We start from the raw sequence: 19,036 nt of genomic DNA, 5'->3' as shown, positions 1-19,036 counted from the left end.
CTACGTGCAGCGCACTTTCGTATTAGGGCGTGCGCGCAAGTGCTACGAAATCACGTAGTCGGCAACAGTTCGATACCGGTCTTGCGGATCACGATGCGAACCTTTTGTTCACTCGGAGAGAACTGCCAGACCTTGTAGAGGTTCGTCTGCTTGGGCTCCTTGAGCGGCAGCACGAGGCGCCAGCGTGCGTTCTCGAGCTTGCGGTAGCCCGCGATCACGCCGATGGCGCGCGAATCGAGGCCGGCCTCGCGCTTGAAGACGCGCTCTTCGCCGCTGCGAAGAATGGCCTGGTCGGCATTCACGAGTTCGGCCGCGAGCGTCTCGCGATCGCGGTCCTGCAGTGCGAAGTAGTCGGCGGTCTCGAAGTTGCCCGAGGACTTGAGCTCGAACACCTTCACGAGGATCGGCGCGGCCTGTCCGCGGCCATCGGGGTTGACGCCGTCGTCGACCTTGATCGACACCGCGTAGGGCGTGGGCATGGACTTGGCCGTCGATGCACAGCCGCCGAGTCCGGCGAGCAGCGGCGAGGTCACGATCGCGCTTCGCAGCAGGGTTCGTCGATGCATGGGTTCTCCCATCGAAGTTCGCGCCTATAGTATCGAGACGTCATGCAGCGACGATGTCGGCCGACGTGCCGTCATATCGATGCGGCACAGTATCCAGGCTTAACTTTGCAAGGCAGGAGAGAAGATTGAAGTCATTGCTGTGCGCTCTGGTGATCCCGCTCTTTCTGGTCGCAGGCTGCGACACCACCCCGAAGGCCACCGATCCAGGACCGCCGCAACCCGAACGCCTGAGCCAGCAGGTCGCGCGCACCACGCTCGAACGCGCGCAGCAGGCCTACGACGATGGCGACTACGCGAAGGCCATCTCCACGCTCAAGAGCGGCGGCGTGTCGGTGTTCGATGCGGCCGAGCCCAACACGCGGCTCGCCGCGATGAAGCTCGAGGCCTTCAGCTACTGCGTGGCCAACCAGCTGCCCGAGTGCCGCACGCAGTTCCTCAAGATCCTCGATGCCTTCCCTTCCTTCGATCTCAGCATCGCCGAGCGCAAGCATCCCGTGTGGGGCCCCGCGTTCGAAGCCGCCAAGAAGATGAAGCGCTGACGGGCCTCCCACGCCAGGAGCCCGTGTCATGAATTGGGAGATGCCATGCGTTGGACGGTGATCGAACATGCGGGCCGGCCGGTGGCCGCGGGTCCGTCGGCCCTGCTCGCCGCGCCCGGCGGCACCATCGGCCGCAGCCCCGACAACCACCTCGTGCTGCCCGACGAACAGCGGCAGATCTCGCGCCTGCAGGCCACGGTGCGTTTCGACGACGAAGGCCGCGCGGTGCTGCGCAACATGAGCGCGGTGCTGCCGATCAGCGTGAACGGACAGACGCTGCGTCACGACCAGGAGTCGCCGATCGCCGAGGGCGATCGCGTGACGATCGGCAGCTACGTGCTCGAGGCCACGCCCGCGAATGCCGGCACGAGCCGCGCGGCGTCGGCCATCGCGCCCGCGCCGGCCGCTGTCGAACCCACCGTCGCGTGGCCGCCCGCGGTCGAGTCCGCGAGCTCGCGCCTGGCCGCGGCACCGGTGAGCTCGCGCCTCGCATCGACACCGGACTTCGGTGCGCAGGCCGCATCGCTGCCGACCTCGATGCCGCCGGCCTATCCGCCAGCGCCTCCACCCGCGGCCGCGCCGCTCGATGCGCTGCTGCCGCAGGCACCGGTGTCCGACGTGTTCTCCGACCTGTTCGGCGCGGGCGCCCTGCCGATCGGCGACACGCATGCCGCGCCGCCGCGCGAGGCGCCCCTACAGCAACCCGTGCCGCAACCGGTGCCGCCGCCGGCGCAACGGCCGCCCGCGCCCGTGGCCGCGCCGGTCTTCGCGCCCGCATCGCCGGCATTCGCGCCGCCGCCCGCCGCCTTCGCATCGCCGGTGCCGCCGCCCCCCGCGGCGCCCGCGCCCGCACCGGCCGCGCGCTCGTCGATGCCCACCGCGGCCGACTGGGATGCGATCCTCGCCAACGCGCCGCGCCGTGCCGACACCACGCCCGAGCCCATGCCCGACCCGTTCGCGCACGAGCCCTTCGAGCTGCCCTCGCAGGCGCGCAGGAACCCGGCCGATCCGCTGGCGCAGCTGAACCCCGGCGCCACCACCGACGTGTCCGACTTCGCGCTCAAGCGCGGCATCGATCCGCTGTCGCTGTTCGCGGCCGACCGGGACGCGCCTTCGCCGCTGTCCGATCCGCGGCCCACCGCGCTGACGCATGCGCCCGCGCTCGAGGACGTGCATCCCGCGATGGACCTGCTCGAGAAGCGGCCGGCGGTGCCGGGCTACACCCAGCCCAACCATGCGCACGAGGTGTCGGGCCAGTTCCGTCCGCCGACGCCGATGCCGCTGCCCGTGGCGCAGCCGCCCGCGCGCATGGTCGAGCCCGAGCCCGAACGCGAGGCGGCACCCGCGACGCCGGTCGCCGCGCCGCCCACCGCATCGATGCAGAGCGCGCCCGTCGAGGCCGTGCTCGCGGCCATGCCGACGCACCCACCCGCCACGCCCGCCGAAGCACCGCTGCCCGCGGCGCTGCCGACCATGGCCCCGGTGACCACGCCCGTGGTGGCGCCCGCGCCGGCCGCGATCGAAGTGCCGGTCGAGGTGCCGGCCGAAGTCGTCGCGCCGAAGGCGAGCCCCGAACCGGTCGCCGTCACCGCCCCTTCGAGCCCCGCCACCGACACCGCGCCCGCGCTGCCCGCGGCCTCCTGCGAGGCGCTGTTCCGCGCCTTCCTCGATGGCGCCGGCGTGCCCGACGTCGCGGGCCAGCAGCAGCTCGATGCCGAGATGATGCGCAGGCTCGGCCGGCTGATGCGCGCCTTCACCGACGGCACCATCGAGCTGCTGTCCTCGCGCGCGATGCTCAAGCGCGAGGTGCGCGCCGAGATCACGATGATCGTGGACGAGGAGAACAACCCGTTCAAGATCCTGCCCAACGGCCGCGCGGTGCTGATGCAGATGTTCGGCGCGCGCATGCCGGGCTTCCTGCCGCCCGAGGCCGCGGTGCACGACGCGCTCGGCGACCTGCAGTCGCACCAGCTCGGCATGGTCGCGGGCATGCGCGCCGCGCTGCTGATGGTGCTGCAGCGCTTCGATCCCGAGGCGCTCAAGAAGGACACGCCGCACGACGGCGGCCTCGGCGAAAAGCTGCTGCCCGGCGGCCGCGACGCACGCCTGTGGCGCCAGCTGCAGCAGCTGCACGCCGAGACCACGGCTGCCGTCGAGGACGATTTCCAGGCCGTGTTCGGCCGGGCCTTCCAGCAGGCCTACGACCGGGAAATGGAACGATTGAAGGAGGCACGCCGTGCTTGAAGCGACCCGCACGACCCCGTTCGCCGTCCCGCTGTCCACGTCGCAGTTCTCCTGCGTGGGCGAGCGCAGCGGCAACCAGGATGCGATCGGCTACCACCTCGACGACTGGTTCGGCTGCTTCGTCGTGAGCGACGGCGTCGGCGGCAATGCCGGCGGCGAGCAGGCCGCGCGCACCGCGGTCGACACCGCGCTCAACGCCTTCGTCGCCAACCCCTCGGTGGCCGCGGAGGACATCCAGCAGTGCGTGACGCGCGCCAACGACGCGATCCTCGCGCGCCAGCGCGCGCAGGCCGAGCAGGGAAAGATGAGCGCGACCTTCGTCTCGCTGTTCGTCGACCGCAGCAGCGGCCAGGCGCGCTGGGCCCATGTGGGCGACAGCCGCCTCTACTGGTTCCGTCGCGGCGTGCTGATGGAACGCACCGAGGACCACAGCCTGTCGCAGCGCTCGCGCGAAGGCATGGCCCACGGCGAGGCCGCGCCGGCCAACGGCGCGCAGGCGCTGATCCAGAGCAACCTGCTCTACCGCGCGCTCGGCGCGCGCGAACGTGCCGAGGCCACCGTCTCGGGCACGCAGCGGCTGGCCGACGGCGATGCCTTCCTGCTGTGCACCGACGGGCTGTGGCAACTGATCTCGCAGCAGGTCATGGAGCGCTCGCTGCAACTGGCCGACAGCGCCGAGGAATGGCTCGCGCTGCTGCGCCGCGCGGCCGAGGCCAAGGCCGACGAGTCGCGCGACAACTTCTCGGCGCTCGCGGTGTGGGTGGGCTTTCCGCAGCAGGTGACGCTGGCGGGGACGGCGCAGCCCCCGCGCCATCCCGGCTGAAGGCGCGGCGCGCCCCTCGCGCGGCTCAGGGCGCCAGCACCAGCATCTTGAACTGGCTCGGCACCAGCCGCATGCCCACGATGTTGCAGCGGTTCTGCAGCGAGATGCTCGTCACGCGCGTGACCGGCGTGCCCTTGACCAGCACGGTGAAGGCGCCCGTCAGGTGGCGCGACTGCTGCATGAAGGTCTGCGAGATCACGCCGCCGAGCACGCCCGGCTGGTCGCCCAGCGTGATCGGCGTGAAGGTGGCCATGTTGTGCGCGGGCATGGCCATGAACAGGATGTTCCAGGCGTTGGGAATGGCCATCGGCCCGAGCGCCATGTTGGGAAAGGGAAAGGGCACGGGCGTGCGGCACACGTCGGGAAACGCGATATCCATTCCCATGAGCTGGCAGTTGGCGAACATCGTCGGTCCCTCCTTCAGCCCATGTGGATCTGGGCCGCGTCCACCTTGACAAGTTCCTTGCCGGTCACGACGGTGTGGTGGCCATGGATGCGCACCGCGTGGCTGGCTTCGCAATCGAGGTGGCCGACGCGGACCTGCTCGGTCTCGTCGACCACGCGCAGCGTGCTGCGCGCCATGCTGAGCAGCCGGTCCGCCATCGTCTCGAACAGCTTGCCAAGAAGCCGCACGCGCCCGACGGTCGCATCGACGGCCTGCCCGACGTAGCGCATCTCCGCGACCTGGAGCTGGGCCTGCTCGGCCCGCACCTGCCATTGCGCGCCCGCCATGTCGAGCTTGCCGGCACTGTGCAGCCGGAGGTCGGTCGCGCTGTCGACGGCGATCGACCCGCCCGGTGCGCTCAGCACCAGGTCGCCGGGCACCTCGATGCGGCTGGCCCGTGGATCGGCCTGCTCGACGACGGCGATCAGGAACACGCGCTGCGCGTCGGGCCCGGAGAACAGCACCGTATCGCCAGGCGCGGGCTGCAGCAGGCAGCTGGCGGCGCGGCGGCAGGTCCATTGGCCGCCGCCCTCGTCCTCGACGAGGATGGCCCCGTGCGGCTCGCAGGCCAGGACCTTGCCCAGCAGGTGGATGGAAACCGAAGCGGCGGTGGCCGGCGAACGCAATGCGACGACATTCATCTCGTTACTCCTTTGTGCTTTCGGATGCTTTGCGAATCTCGCGGTCCGCGGCCTCATGGCGCGTCGGACCACGCCTGCGCCTTGTGCAGTTCGATGTCGTGCTCGATGATGCCGGCGCGTGTCGAGAAGCGGGTTTCCGCCTGCTCCGCGCGGTGCAGGCGGGTGCGCAGGAAATGCGCGTCGCGCAGGTCGGCGCCGCCGAGGTCGGCATACGACAGGTCGGCATCGTCGAGCCGCGCACCGCGCAGGTCCGCGCCGGCGCAGCGCGCGCGCTGGAACACGCTCAACGACAGGTCGGCCTCGCGCAGGTCCGCGCCATCAAGCCGGGCCCGGACCCAGATCGATCGCTCGAAGCGGCCGGCGCGGAAGTTCACGCCGCGCGCATCGGCCTCGGGAAACAGCGCCTGCCTGGCATCCACGCCCGCGAAGCACGCGCCTGCGAGCGAGGCGCCCTTGAAGTTGCTCTGCACCAGGTCGGCCCCGGTGAAGTCGACCTCGTCGAGCCTGCTGTCGGTGAACTGGCACAGCGCGAAGCGCTGCCCGGCCAGGCGCTGGCCGGAGAGGTCGCACTCGATGAAGACCGAGCTCTCGCAACGCGCGCCGGTCCATGCCACGGTGCGCAGGTCGGCCCGGTGGAAGACCGCGAATTCCAGCCGCGCGCCGCACAGGTCCATGCCGTCCATGCGCGATTCGGCGAAGGTGGAGCGCTCGATCCAGGCCCCTTTCAGCACGGCCTGCTCGAGGCCGCAGCGGAAGAACTGCACGCGGGCGATGCGCTCGGTCTCGAACAGCGCCCGCGCCAGCTGCGACTCCACGAACGCGGCATCGTCGATCCGCGCGCCGGGCGCGCGTACCTCGCTCAGGTCGCAGCGGTGAATGCGCGCGCCCTCGAGGCAGGCCTGCGAGAGATCGGCGCCGGCGAGTTGGCAATTCGACAGCGTGGCGTCCTCGAGGCTGCAACCCGCCAGGGCCGCCCCGGAAAGATCGACGCCTTCCAGGATGGCACCCGAGAGATCGAGCCCCGACAGGTCGGCGCCGGACAGGCGCGCGCCCATGAGCGGAACGCCGTGGCGCACCTTGTCGACGAGCTCATCGCGCGTCATGCGCCGCCTCCCGTCCCGCGCGCGGGCCAGACCTTGGCATGCTGGGTGTAGGCGCCGTCCATGTGCGTGGTGCCGTCGAGCAGCGCCTGCGAGACGTCGGCACGGAACAGGTTGGCCTGCGCGAGGTCGGCGCCGAGCAGGTTCGACTTCGAGAGGTTGGCATCGATGAGGTTGGCGCCGCGCAGCGAGGCCCCCGACAGGTCGGCGCGCACGAACAGGCTCTCGCCCGCGGCCATGCGTTCCAGTCGCGCGCCGCGCAGATCGCACGCGGAGAAGTCGCAGCCGTCGAGCCGGGCCTGCGTGAAGTCCGCGCCGGCGAGCCCGGCGCCGCGCAGGCCGCAATGGGTCAGCGAGGCGGCGCGAAAGAGCGCGCCCGGAAGCGAGCTGCCGTGGGCGAAGCTGCAGGCCTCCAGGCGCGCCTCGGAAAAGGCGATGCCCGCGCCGCCGTCGAGCGATACGAAGCCGCACTGCACCAGCTTCGCGCCCGCGAACGAAACGTCCGCCATGCGGCACTCGAGCCAGACCACGCGCGAGAAGTCCGCCTCGTCGAACACCAGCTGGTCGAGCTGGAGCCTGAACATGGGCACCTGCATCCAGCGCGTGCGGCGCAGGTCGCATTGCCGCAGCACGCTCTCGTGGAAGCCGGTGCGCTCGAAGGTCGCGCCGGCGAACACGCTCGATTCGAGCATGGCCTTGTCGAGGTTCGCCTCGACGAAGCTGGCCCCCGAGAAGTCGGATCCGACGCAGCGCGCGGCCCCCAGGTTGGCGCCATCGAAGCGCGCGGCGGGCCCGATCGCGCCCGACAGGTTGGCGCGCGCCAGCACCGCCTGCGAGAAATCGCAGCCATCGAGCCGCGCGCCCGAGAGGTCCGCATCCTCGAGCATCGCGCCCGAGAAGTCGGCCCCGCGCAGGTCCATGCCCGACAGGTTCGCGCCGATGAGGTTCATGCGCGCGAAGCGGCGCTCGCCGGGCGGCGCCGATTCGAGCCGGCGCCGGATCTTGGCGGCACGGAACGAGGTGGGCGCGGGCGCGGGATCCGACAGGTGCGCCGCGTGCAGGTAGCTGCGATGCACGCGCTCGATCATCTGCGCGCGCTGCTGCGCCGAGAACATCGGTGCCGCCGCCGCGCCGCCGGCTTCGCGCGCGAAGTCGTCGGCGCGCTCGATCTCGCGAATGAAGGCATCGGGATCGAAGCGGCTCGCGGGCGCCCCCGGCGTCGGCCCGGCATCGAAGCCCGCCTCCTGCCGGCGCGCCTCGTTGTCGGCCTCGAGCTGCTTGCGCGAACGCACCGAGTCCTCGATCCGCTCCTGCACCCGCTGCGTGTAGTCGGGCATGTCGTCGAGGTCGGGCAGGATCTCGGCGTCCGGCGGACGCGGCAGGTAGTCGTCGGGCTCCAGCCCCATCGCCACCAGCTGCGCGCGCTGCGTGTCGTACTCGCGCTGCTGGCCGGCCCGCATGTTGCGCGCGGTCGGACGGCTCCAGGGATCGAAGAGCTTCGCAGCCTCCCACTCGCCGAGCACCGACTTCGGCACCAGGTCGCTGTCGCGCACCACGTGGATCGCCTGGGCCGGGTCGATGCGGCGCCGGAGCACCTCCTGGTAGTGCGCCAGCGGCCGCGGTGCGTCCGGCAGCTCGAGCGCCGGCATGATGTGCTTCACGTCGGCCGCATCGTCCTCGGCGATCGGCATGCCGCCATGCCAGACGAGCACGGCGCGCTCGAGATGCGGGAAGAACCACACGGTGGTCGGCCGCAGCGCGATCTCCGCGAGTTCCGCGCCGTCCTGGCGAAAGCTCGCGAAGCAGCGCGCGGTCCAGTCGGGCAGGAAGCCGCGCAGCACCGGCTCGCGCGGATGCATGTTGGTGATCTCGTAGGGCGCGCCCAGCGGCAGCGCGCTGGCATCGGGCCAGCGCTGCTCGGGCGCCGCCGCGTTGAGGAAGTGCCAGTCCACGTCGCTCGCCAGGCCCGGGAAGTCGTTCTCCACCCAGCCCTTGCCATAGGCCGAGCCCATGAGCTTCATGCGCTGCGGCCAGTCGGGCGGCATGCCGGCAAGGCTGGCCGGCGCGACCGGCTGGTCCGGCGCGCTCATGTCCCGGCCCGGCACCACCACGTTCGGCAGGCGGCGCGTGCGCACGCCATTGACGATCTCGTCGCTGCGGCCGATGCCCATCGGGTTGTCGGCGAGGTCGGCGCCGCCGTAGGCATGCCGCCAATCCATGCGCATGCGGTCGAAGGGCTGGGGACTGGTGCTGCGGCCATCGAGCCAGTAGCGGTCGCCATGGACCAGCAGCGAGCGCTCGAGCCCCGCGACGCGCAGCCCCGCGGCCGCGCGCGTCTTGTCGTCCTGGTGCGCGGTGTAGCAGTAGCCGCTGGCGAGCATCTCGGGCGCGAGCTTGGGCAGGCCCAGGTCGAGCACGCATCCGGGATCGAGTTCCTCGCTGGCGACCTGCCAGAGTTCCTGCTCGGGCATCAGCTTCGGGTCGGCGCCGAGGCTGAACATCGCGAGCACGCTGACCCCGAGCGTGTCCCTGCGCTGCCAGCGATAGGGCCGGGTCAGGATGCTGAGACGAAAGGGCTTGACCGTCTTCACCGCGCCGCCGTTCCTACTTGAGCGCCTGGTCGATGGCCACGCGGCGGGTCGCCGGATCGACCTTCACCCGGATGCGCCGGCCGGTCGCGAAATCGGGCAGCTTGACCGGCGAGATCGGTGCGAGCACCTCGGCCTCGAAGGCCGGCACCGGGCCGTTCGCCTGGATGTCGAGCGTCAGCCGGGTGAGGATGTAGATGCGCTCGACGCGGATCTCGGCATCGGTCGACGCGCGCACGACCGCGGTGGCGGGCACGCCTTCGGCGAGCACCCGCGCCGGCATCGCGCGCTCGAGGAGCACCTCGAGGTTGAAGGCCTGCATCCTGCGCACCCCGACGGCGCCGAGCACGATCAGCGCGAGGACCGCCAGCGGTATCGCGATCCAGAGGTAGCCTTCGAACGCCATCTTTGTTCCGGGTCCTTTCTCGTTGCCTTCGCCGCCGCGCGGACGCAGGCTCACATGCACATCCAGAGCAGCTGCAGGTAGGTCTTGAGGCCGCCGATCTTGATGTCGAGGGCCTTGTTGCTGACCTGCGCCGAGGTCTGCGTGCTGGTGAACGCGCCGATCGCGTAGCCGACGCCGAAGATCTCGCCCTTGAGGCCGTTGCTGCTGAGCTGCAGCAGCGAGTTGAAGTTGGCCAGGCCCGAGGTGCTGGTGTTGACGCCGTTGAATGCCACGTTGGCGCCGGTCGCCGTCAGCCGGTAGGGCGCCGTGTCCCACTTGGTGGCGCGGTTGATGTGCTTGACGTGCTCGCCCTCGGCGATCACGTTGCCCGCCGCGGTGATCTTGATGTCGCCCGAGGTGGAGGTGATCGACACCGCCTTGGCCGAGCCGACATAGTCGCCGCCGGTGACGGTCGAGGTGTGGGTGCCGTCGATGGTCTCGGTGAGCGTCGAGGTGATGTGGTCGACCGCCGTGCCCGTGACCTTCCGGTCCCAGTTGGCGTTGTAGCGTTCGGTGCGCAGCGCATCCACGGCCGTGAGCTTGGACTCGCCCTTGACCGTCTCGGTCATGCCGCTCTTCACCTCGACCAGCAGTCCCTGGTCGAAGGTCTCGTGGCGCAGCCCGGCCAGCACGTTGACCTCGGACATGCCGGTCTCGACCGTTTCCTTGGCGCCTTCCTTGGTCGTGATCTCGATGCTGTTGTTGAAGAAGTGCTCGGCCTTCTTCGTCACCTCGAGCTTGGAGCCCGACTTGTAGATCGCATGGTCGAGCCCGTTGTTGACCGTGGTGGTGCGCGCCTCGTCCACCGTGAGCTCGTCGTTCTTGTGGACGTGGGTGGTGCGGTTGCCCTCCACCGTGTGGGTCTCGTCGTTCTCGACCTCGATGACGAAGTCCTTCTGCGCATGGATCTTGATCGACTCGTTGCTCGGGTCGTCGTCGATCACGAAGTGGTTGGCCAGCTCGCCGTCGCCCTTGATGGTGCGGCTGATGAAGCCGCTGACCGTGGCCTTGGCCGGCAGCTCCAGCGGCGGCATCTGGTCGGCGTTGTAGACGCGGCCGATGATCAGCGGCCGGTCGGGGCAGCCGGCGATGAAGTCGACCACCACCTCCTGGCCGATGCGCGGATGGTTGACCGCGCCGAAGTTCGAACCGGCCCAGGCGCTCGACACGCGTACCCAGCACGAGCTGTCCTCGTTGCGCTGGCCGTAGCGGTCCCAGCGGAACTGCACCTTCACGCGGCCGTACTTGTCGATCCAGATGTCCTCGCCGGCCGGTCCCACCACGGTGGCGGTCTGCGGCCCGTTGGTGGTCGGGATGCGCGTCACGCGCGGCGCGCGGTAGGGGAACGAGGTCGGCTGCACGCCGAACTGGAAGCCGTAGTCGCCATCGCCGTTGCCCGAGGCGTAGCCGCCCTCGCGCAGGTTGTAGAGCACCGAGACGATCAGGTACTCGCGGTTGTCCTCGTCGCGCGGCGCGTTCTGCATCGTGAAGCGGTAGCCGGGCGCCATGCCGCGCACGGTGGCGTGGCCGATGTCGAGCTCGGCCTGGGCCTGGGCCTCCTCGAGCCGGATGCGCGCGTAGTGCTCGCCCTGGCCGGCATCGCTGTAGCCGCCGAGCCATTCGTACATCTCGTACTGGCCATGGTCGTTGCCGCGCGGCTGGCTGCGCGTGGTGAGCAGGTCGGCCTTGGGCTTCTTGAAGTCGAAGTCGTCGACCACGTAGGTGCCGGGGCGGATCTCCTCGGTCACCTCCCACTGGTCGATGGCCTCGCGGCCCGGGTCGCCCACGCGGTCGGTCGAGACGTAGCTGATCCTCGGGTACTCGGGCAGCGTCTCGTGCGCGCTCATGTCGTCGGCCAGCACCAGCGTGTGCTGGTTCTTCTCGTGCTTGAAGAAGTAGTAGATGCCCTCGTGCTCCATGAGACGGCTCACGAACGCGAAGTCGGTCTCCTGGTACTGCACGCAGTAGTCCCACTGCCGGTACGAGGCCGTGAGCTTCTTCTCGAGCGCGAAGCCGTACTCGCCGAGCACCTCCTCGAGGATCTCGACCACCGACTTGTTCTGGAAGATCTTGCAGTCGCTGGTGCGCGTGAGATACCACAGCCACGGCCGCACCGAGGCGCGATACACCATGTAGCGCGACGAGGCCGCGTCGCGCCCGATCAGCGTGAAGCGCGTGATCTGGCCGTTGAGGTAGCGCGGCGTGCCGGTGAGGGTCTTGATCTCGAGCGTGAGCGGCTTGCCGAGCATGGCCTTCATGTCGACCGAGGTGTTCGGGCTCAGCAGGTCGACCTCGAACTCGAACAGCTGCGACAGCCCCTCGCTGCCGTGCATCGAGCGGAAGAGCAGCTGGTCTTCCCCGAGCGGTGTGTGGGCGGTGACGACGCGGGCCATGACGACTCCCTTCGCTTAGCTGGTTTCGGAAAACGCGTAGTGGAAGTCGTCGCCCTGCGCCGAGAGCTCGACGCCCGCGAGCTTGCGCCCGCTGACCGTGGCGCCGATGACTTCCTCGCTCAATCGCGGCAGGATGGTGTGCGTGAGGATCGCATCGATCATCCGTCCACCCGACTCTATGGCCGTACACCGGCGCGCCACAAGCTCCACGGCGCTGTCGGTGTAACCCAAGGTAATGCCGTGGTTGGCCTGCAGACGCGCGGCCACGCGGTCGAGCTGCAGCCGGATGATGCGGTGCAGCGCGTCGGCATGCAGCGGGTAGTAGGGCACCACCACCAGCCGGCCGAGCAGCGCGGGCGCGAACACCTTGAGCAGCGGCTCGCGCAGCGCCTGCGCCAGCGGCTCGGGGTCGGGACGCAGCACCGGGTCCTCGCACAGCTGCATGACCAGGTCGGTGCCGACGTTCGAGGTCATGATGATCACGGTGTTGCGGAAGTCGATGTGGCGGCCCTCGCCGTCCTCCATCCAGCCCTTGTCGAAGACCTGGAAGAAGATCTCGTGCACGTCGGGATGGGCCTTCTCGATCTCGTCGAGCAGCACCACGCTGTAGGGCCGCCGGCGCACCGCCTCGGTCAACACGCCGCCCTCGCCGTAGCCCACGTAGCCGGGCGGCGCGCCCTTGAGCGTGGAGACGGTGTGCGACTCCTGGAACTCGCTCATGTTGATGGTGACGAGGTTTTGCTCGCCGCCGTACAGCGCCTCCGACAGCGCGAGCGCGGTCTCGGTCTTGCCCACGCCCGAGGGGCCGCACAGCAGGAACACGCCGACCGGCTTGTTGGGGTTGTCCAGCCGCGCGCGCGCGGTGCGGATGCGCCGCGCGATGGTGTCGAGCGCATCGGTCTGCGCGACCACGCGCTGCGACAGGATCTCGCCGAGCCGCAGCACCGACTGCGCATCGTCGCGCACCATGCGCCCGATCGGGATGCCGGTCCAGTCGGCCACCACCGTGGCCACGGCCTGCGCGTCGACCGCGGCCAGGATCAGCGGCGATTCGCCCTGCAGCTGCGAAAGCTTGCGCTGCGCGGCGTCGAGCTCGGCGCGCATCTGCTCGGGCGAGGCTTCGGGCTCGGGCTCGGTCTCGACGGGCGCCGGTGCGGCCTCCGCGCTGTCTTCTTCATCGCCATCCTCGTCGACCTCCTCGGCCTGCACCGGCACCGCTGCCGGCGAGAGCCGCCGGCGCAGCGCCACGATGCGCTCGACCAGTTCGCGCTCCTCGCTGCGCCTTTGCTCGAGCGTCGCGAGCTCGGCCTGGGCGGCATCGATCTGCGCCGCGATGTCCTGCACGCGTTGCGCCTCGCCGACACCGATCGCGGCCTCGCGCTGCGCGATGCCCGACTCGATGCCCAGCACCTCGATGCGCCGCTGCAGGTCCTCGAGCGCGGCCGGCAGCGCGTGCTGGCTCAGCGCCACGCGCGCGCAGGCGGTGTCGAGCAGGCTCACGGCCTTGTCGGGCAGCTGGCGCGCGGGAATGTATCGGTGCGACAGGCTCACGGCGGCCTCGAGCGCGGCGTCGAGGATCAGCACGCCGTGGTGCTTCTCGAGCTCGGCCGAGATGCCGCGCAGCATGATCACGGCCTTGGGCTCGGTCGGCTCCTGCACCTGGATGGTCTGGAAGCGCCGCGTGAGCGCCGGGTCCTTCTCGATGTACTTCTTGTACTCCGACCAGGTGGTGGCGCCGATGGTGCGCAGCCGGCCGCGCGCGAGCGCGGGCTTCAGCAGGTTGGCGGCGTCGCCGGTGCCGGCGGTGCCGCCCGCGCCCACCAGCGTGTGGACCTCGTCGACGAACAGCACGATCGGCTTCGGGCTCTTCTCGACCTCGTCGATCACCTGCCGCAGCCGCTGCTCGAACTCGCCCTTCACGCCCGCGCCGGCCTGCAGCAGCGTGGGATCGAGCACCCACAGCGAGACCTCGCGCAGCGAGGGCGGCACGTCGCCCGCGGCCAGGCGCTGCGCCAGGCCCTCGACCACCGCGGTCTTGCCGACGCCGGCCTCCCCCGTGAGCAGCGGGTTGTTCTGGCGCCGGCGCATCAGGATGTCGACGATCTGGCGGATCTCGTCGTCGCGGCCGTAGACCGGATCGAGCTCGCCCGCGCGCGCCTTGGCCGTGAGGTCGCTCGCGTACTTGGCGAGCGCCGAGCCGCCCGCGGCCTGCGGCGCGGCACCGGCCGGGTTCGGCGCGCCGCCGGCCACGGGTTCGGGCGCGACGTCGTAGTCGTCCTCGGGCGAGCCCTCGGTCCAGGTCGGCAGCTGCGCGATCAGCACGTCGGGCACCAGCTTGTCGAACTCGCGCGAGATGCCCGAGAGCACCTGGCGCAGCCCCGGCGTCTTGACGATGCCCGCGAGCAGGTAGGCGCCGCGGATCGAGGTCGCCTCGAAGCGCAGGCTGGCATAGACCCAGGCCCGCTCGACCGCGCTGTCGACATGCTCGGAGATGTCGCTGATCGAGGTCGCGCCGTGCGGCAGCCGGTCGAGCGCGCGCACCAGGTCCTGCTCGACCGCGTCGAGGTTGAGGCCGGCGCGCTTGACGATGCGCAGCAGGTCGCTGTCCTGCAGCTGCAGGATCTGGTGCAGCCAGTGCACGAGCTCGACGTAGGCATTGCCGCGCAGCTTGGCGAAGGCGGTGGCGGTCTCCAATGCCTTGTAGAGCATCGGATTGAGCTTGGAGAACAGCGAGACGCGGCGGATGTCGGTCATGAGGCCTGGGTGAAGGAAGCGGAGGTGTGGGAAGCGGTGGATGCGGAACGCGAATGCAGGGCCTCGGGCGCGAACACCAGGTCGCCGGCATCGGTGTCGGACAGGCGGGTGCCGAGCCAGCTGCCCCAGCCCAGGCGCTGGCCGCCGCTGAGCTGCATGCCGCCGGCCTCCTCCTTGCGCAGCACGAGCCGCAGCTCCCACGCGAATTCGATGCCGACGTACTGGCGCACCCAGTCGACCACCTGCTGCAGCCGCCGGCTGCCGGGCAGGAAGGCGCGGTACTGCTCGAGCGTGAGCGGCCCGAGCTCGAGGCGGAACTTGCTCTGCGCATCGCGCACGGCCAGGCCGATGGTCGCGCCGGCGCCGAGCCGGTGGTTGCGCCCGAACAGGCCGATGCGGCTGACCTGCGGTTCGTCGATGGTCACCCAGTCGCTCACGAACTCCTCGATGCGCACCGGCAGGTCGAAGTACAGGCGCAGGATCTGGATCAGGCCCTCGGGATTGCGCGTCTGGCGCACCAGGTGGCCCGCCATGTGGGTGCGCGCATGGTCGGCGATGCGGTCGCGTTCCTTGAGCCCGGGCTGGCCCATGTTCATGAGGCTCGCGACGTACTCGACGAAGCGGTGGCCGTCGGGCCGGTCGAGGCTGTTGACCGACTGGGCATCGGCCCAGGCGCGGTAGAACAGCAGGATCAGCCGGTGGTGGAACAGGTCGGCGAAGGCGCTGAGCGTGTGGTCGTTGTGATGTCGCTTGCGCTCGCGCGCGTACTCGGTCAGGTGCAGCGGCAGCGGACCGTTGGGGCCGAACAGGCCGAAGCCGTAGATCGAGATCTGCGGCGGGCCGTCGCGGCTGTCGTCCACGCCCGAGACGTTCGAGGGCGCGAAGGCCATCGAGGGCTCCTGGCCGAGGCGCAGCGGCTCGTCGAGCGGGCGCGGCGCGCGGCCCAGCAGCGGATGGTCGCCGTGCGCGTCGAGCCGACGCAGCAGCATGAAGAGGTCGTGCTCGAACGGCTGCTCGACCAGGCCGGCCCACAGCGCCGGATCGACCTGCGGCAGGCCGCGCGCGGGCGGCGGTGCGGCGGCGGCCCCCGCCTCGTGGTCGAGCTCCCGATCCGCCGCGTCGCTCGCCGGCGCCTGCTGCGCGGCGCCCGTGTCCTCGCGGAGGTCGGTGGTGCTGTTCATACGGCGGGTCGGCGTCCGATGCGCGGCGTCCAGCGCGCGATGTCGCCGCGCTGCAGGCTCGACAGCGCGAACTCGGTGAAGGCGTTGAGCGACACGTGGCGGCTGAAGAACTGCTCGAGCACGGCGCCGAAGAGGTACGGGCTCGCGCCCGAGAAGGCGGTCTCGTCGAGCTTCAGCGCGATCTCCACGCCGCGGCCGAAGACGATCGGGCCCGGCTCGGGCAGGCGGCGGAACACCGGCGCCAGCTTCATCGAGCGCACGCCCTGGATCTGCCGGCGCACCGAGGGATCGGCGAGGTTGCCGTAGAGGTCGAGCATCTCGCGCAGCGCGGCCGCGCCCTGCTCGGCATCGACGTCGGTGAGGCTCAGGTAGTTCAGGCCCAGGTGGCTGATGAGGCGCCAGGTCAGCGCGCCCTCGGCCAGCGCCGGATAGGGCCGCGAGGGACCGCGCAGGATGCGGATCGCGCGCACCGGCGCCGACACGCGCAGCGTGAAGTCCGACTCCAGGCCCGTGGGCAACAACAGCGGCAGGTCGCGGTTGGTGCACAGCGCATCGAGCGTGATGTGGCGCAGGCTGTGCGGAAAGGGCGCGTCGTGCTGGTCCACCAGCGAGACGTAGATCTCGCTGCCGGTGTAGCTGGTGCGCGTGCCCTGCGCGCGTGCGCGGTCCGACACCAGCCGCGGTTCGCGCCGCACCGAGAAGTAGGCGCCGAAGTCGCCGTCGTCGGAGGCGAAGGAGCCGAGGAAGGGCCGGAACTCGCGCTCCTCGGAGCCGTTGCTCATGTGGCCGACCACGCGCTCGACCGTGAAGATCTCGAAGTCGCGCGGCCGCGTGCGGTCGATCACCGCATGGTGCTCGTGCTGGCCCGGGCCCACCGGGATGCGGTCGCTGCGGCGCGGCACCAGGTTGACGATCGGCGTACAGAACAGCGAGAACTGGCGCGCGTCGACCAGCCGCTCGAGGTCGCCGTCGGCGCGGTCGAGCAGGATCACGATCTCCATCGTGTTGCCGCTCATCGCCGCGGCCGCGGCACGCAGCTTGTTGACGCTGAAGAACAGGTAGCGTTCGGGGAAGGCGAAGTACTCGTGCAGCAGCCGGTAGCCCTGGAACGAGCGCGCGTCGTAGGGCAGCAGCGACTGGTCGGGCTCGAAGCCCTCGTGGCGGATCGCCTCCTCGCCCAGCGGCACGATGCGCGTGCCCTGGCCCGCGGTGCCGGGGCCGCTGCGGCAGACGGTGCCGATCGAGTGGTGCACGGCCAGCTCGAGCACGCGCAGCGCATGCAGCTCGGCGCCCGAGAGGAAGAACTCGAGCCGATCGAGCGGCATCTCGGCGAAGCGCGCGCCGCCCACGGCCTCGAGCTTGATCGTGATCGCGCTTTTGGCCTGCCGCGCGACGATCGGCAGCGCATGCAGGATCTCGGCCGGCACCGGCCCGAGGCTGGCCTCGGCGATGCGGATCGGCCACAGCGTGACCGCGTGGCCGGTGCGGAACTCGCAGGCCGTCTGCTCGCCCTTGATCATGCGGCCGCGCAGGATCGTGTGGCGCGGCAGCTCGTAGCCGGCCTTCAGCGAGCCCTCGTTGAGGTTGCCGTCGATCTGCACCACGCCCATGGCCGGCAGCGGCGCGAGGAAGTTCGGATAGACCACCTCGAGCAGCCGCTGCGAGAAGCGCGGGAACTCGGCATCCATCTTGAGCTGGATGCGCGCCGTGAGGAAGCTGAAGCCTTCGAGCAGCCGCTCGACGTAGGGATCGCTGACCTCGATGCCGCGCATGCCCAGGCGGCCCGCGATCTTCGGATAGCGCTGCGCGAACTCGGCACCGAGCTCGTGCATGTAGGTGAGTTCGCGGTTGTAGTAGTCGAGCAGCCGCGCGTCCATCAGAGGCCTCCGGTGGGGCGCAGCATCATGTGGCCGCTTTCCAGATCGAGCTCCGAGCGCAGGATGAACTCGATCGGGTAGGGCACCGACCACAGGGTGCCGCGGATCTCGAGCGCGAGCAGGTTGTGGTGCTCGAGCTCGGTGGCGTCGGTCACGCAGCGCACGTCGATGCTGTCCTTCATGATGCGCGGCTCGAAGTCGATGATGGCGGTGCGGATCGCGGCCTCGACGTCGGCGAAGTCGACCTCCGACATGCGCCCGCCGGCCCAGCCGCGCACGCCGTAGTTGACGACCGAGCGGCGCGCGCGCGGCAGGTTCTGGATCGAATGCGCGGTGCCGAAGTTGGTGGTGTTCAGCAGCCACTGCAGGTCGCGCAGCACCGAGTCGCGCAGCAGCTTGCCGCTCATCAGGAAGGCGCCCGCGCGCTCCTGGCGGTTGCTCGGCTGCTTGTCGGTGAGGCGGTCGAGCAGCACCGGCTGCAGCCGGTCGCGCGCGACGCTCTCCTGCTCGCCCTCGGCATCGAGCCCCGACCAGGCGGAGGCGCCGGCCGTGGCCATCAGGCGGCCTCCCCCGCGGTGAACTCGATGCCGCGCAGCTCGAGCAGCGCATGGTCGCCCGCGTCGCTGATCAAGGTGCGCTGGCCCGCGCCCGCGAACGCGGCCTCGCCGGCCAGCGGCAGCCAGTCGGTACGGCGCGCAAGCGCGAGGCCGTCCTCGAGCGTGGCCAGATCGCCCGCATAGCGCACCGGCACCAGCACGGCCAGCGCGCGGCCATCGGCCAGCTCGACCTGCACCGGCGACCACAGCAGGTCGACCAGGTGCTGCGGCCGCTGGAACGTCAGGCGGCGCACCGAGGGCAGCGGCAGCCAGCCATAGCCCGCGGGCGTGATGACTTCGAGCGCGGCACCGAGGCGCGCGTCGCCGTCGCAGAGCCAGTCGATGTCGATGCGCTCGATCGTCTCGCCGTCGACCGGCTCGCCCGTCGCGTCGCCCGAGCGGTCCACGGCCTGCAGCAGGCCGCGCAGCGCGGGCGTGGCATCGCGCGCCGATTCGCGCAGCCGGGCCGCCTCGTCGGCCTGGTCGGCCGGCAGCGCGGCGGCCGCGAGCAGGGCATCGACCCAGTCCGCGCCTTCGCCGAGCACGGCGGGCGCGCGCGCGGCATCGCCGGCCCAGAAGGCGCTGCGCTGGCGTTCGCCGGCCAGCGCCATCGAGCAGGTGGCGCTCGCGGGCGTGAAAGAGGGATCGAACTTGACGGCTGCCTTGAGCTGGTCCTCGGCGCGCTGCCACTCGCCGCGCAGCGCGAGGAAGTGGCACAGCGCGAGGCGCAGGCTGGCGTTCTGGGGATCGGCGCGGATCTGCCGCTGTATCCCCTCGGTGTGCTCGGCCACCGAGCGCTCGCCCAGCCCTGCAAACGCATCGCCCATGAAGCAGCCTCCTCTGT

15 protein-coding genes are annotated in these 19,036 nt (G+C 70.6%); 3 read left to right on the top strand and 12 right to left on the bottom strand.

Going from position 1 to position 19,036, the window contains the following annotated elements:
• Positions 1-50 precede the first annotated feature (50 nt).
• Positions 51-566 carry a type VI secretion system lipoprotein TssJ gene (gene tssJ, locus INQ48_01255; protein ID QRF57923.1) on the bottom strand — a complete coding sequence of 172 codons (516 nt, stop codon included), beginning with the start codon at positions 564-566 and terminating at the stop codon, positions 51-53.
• Between the two features lie 125 nt (positions 567-691).
• Between tssJ and INQ48_01250 the strand changes: the two genes are divergently transcribed.
• The 3 genes from INQ48_01250 to INQ48_01240 are packed head-to-tail and all read left to right on the top strand — an operon-like array spanning position 692 to position 4,172.
• Complete coding sequence (locus tag INQ48_01250) at positions 692-1,105, top strand: TssQ family T6SS-associated lipoprotein (GenBank protein ID QRF57922.1); 414 nt, start codon at positions 692-694, stop codon at positions 1,103-1,105.
• 45 nt (positions 1,106-1,150) lie between these two features.
• A complete protein-coding gene (tagH, locus tag INQ48_01245) occupies positions 1,151-3,349 on the top strand; it encodes a type VI secretion system-associated FHA domain protein TagH (GenBank protein QRF57921.1) in 2,199 nt (732 codons plus the stop codon).
• Positions 3,342-4,172 carry a serine/threonine-protein phosphatase gene (locus INQ48_01240; protein ID QRF57920.1) on the top strand — a complete coding sequence of 277 codons (831 nt, stop codon included), beginning with the start codon at positions 3,342-3,344 and terminating at the stop codon, positions 4,170-4,172. The genes tagH and INQ48_01240 overlap by 8 nt, the downstream gene beginning before the upstream one ends.
• 25 nt (positions 4,173-4,197) lie before the next feature.
• On the opposite strand, the gene INQ48_01235 is transcribed toward INQ48_01240, so the two are convergent.
• The 11 genes from INQ48_01235 to INQ48_01185 are packed head-to-tail and all read right to left on the bottom strand — an operon-like array spanning position 4,198 to position 19,019.
• Positions 4,198-4,578, bottom strand: coding sequence for a DUF4150 domain-containing protein (locus INQ48_01235; protein QRF57919.1), 381 nt, complete (start codon positions 4,576-4,578; stop codon positions 4,198-4,200).
• 14 nt (positions 4,579-4,592) lie between these two features.
• Positions 4,593-5,258: a DUF3540 domain-containing protein gene (locus tag INQ48_01230; protein QRF57918.1), complete on the bottom strand. Its 666-nt coding sequence runs from the start codon at positions 5,256-5,258 to the stop codon at positions 4,593-4,595.
• A 53-nt stretch (positions 5,259-5,311) separates the two neighbouring features.
• Positions 5,312-6,361, bottom strand: a complete 1,050-nt coding sequence (locus INQ48_01225; protein QRF57917.1) for a pentapeptide repeat-containing protein — start codon at positions 6,359-6,361, stop codon at positions 5,312-5,314.
• Entirely contained in the window at positions 6,358-8,949 is a 2,592-nt protein-coding gene (locus tag INQ48_01220; protein QRF57916.1) for a DUF2169 domain-containing protein, read from the bottom strand. The genes INQ48_01225 and INQ48_01220 overlap by 4 nt, the downstream gene beginning before the upstream one ends.
• A 13-nt stretch (positions 8,950-8,962) precedes the next feature.
• The gene (locus INQ48_01215) at positions 8,963-9,352 is read right to left on the bottom strand and encodes a hypothetical protein (GenBank protein QRF57915.1); all 390 of its coding nucleotides are present in this window, start codon (positions 9,350-9,352) and stop codon (positions 8,963-8,965) included.
• A 50-nt stretch (positions 9,353-9,402) separates the two neighbouring features.
• Positions 9,403-11,784, bottom strand: coding sequence for a type VI secretion system tip protein VgrG (locus INQ48_01210; protein QRF57914.1), 2,382 nt, complete (start codon positions 11,782-11,784; stop codon positions 9,403-9,405).
• Positions 11,785-11,799: 15 nt separating this feature from the next.
• Positions 11,800-14,538, bottom strand: a complete 2,739-nt coding sequence (gene tssH, locus INQ48_01205) for a type VI secretion system ATPase TssH (protein QRF57913.1) — start codon at positions 14,536-14,538, stop codon at positions 11,800-11,802.
• The gene (tssG, locus tag INQ48_01200) at positions 14,535-15,719 is read right to left on the bottom strand and encodes a type VI secretion system baseplate subunit TssG (GenBank protein ID QRF57912.1); all 1,185 of its coding nucleotides are present in this window, start codon (positions 15,717-15,719) and stop codon (positions 14,535-14,537) included. The genes tssH and tssG overlap by 4 nt, the downstream gene beginning before the upstream one ends.
• Entirely contained in the window at positions 15,716-17,596 is a 1,881-nt protein-coding gene (tssF, locus tag INQ48_01195; GenBank protein ID QRF57911.1) for a type VI secretion system baseplate subunit TssF, read from the bottom strand. The genes tssG and tssF overlap by 4 nt, the downstream gene beginning before the upstream one ends.
• Positions 17,596-18,153 carry a type VI secretion system baseplate subunit TssE gene (tssE, locus tag INQ48_01190; protein QRF57910.1) on the bottom strand — a complete coding sequence of 186 codons (558 nt, stop codon included), beginning with the start codon at positions 18,151-18,153 and terminating at the stop codon, positions 17,596-17,598. The genes tssF and tssE overlap by 1 nt, the downstream gene beginning before the upstream one ends.
• On the bottom strand, positions 18,153-19,019 hold the full coding sequence (locus INQ48_01185) for a virulence protein SciE type (protein QRF57909.1): 867 nt from the start codon (positions 19,017-19,019) through the stop codon (positions 18,153-18,155). The genes tssE and INQ48_01185 overlap by 1 nt, the downstream gene beginning before the upstream one ends.
• Positions 19,020-19,036 lie beyond the last annotated feature (17 nt).

It is taken from the genome of Variovorax paradoxus (assembly GCA_016806145.1).
In the GTDB taxonomy this organism is placed as follows: domain Bacteria; phylum Pseudomonadota; class Gammaproteobacteria; order Burkholderiales; family Burkholderiaceae_C; genus Variovorax.
This window is presented reverse-complemented; position numbering and strand designations above follow the sequence as displayed.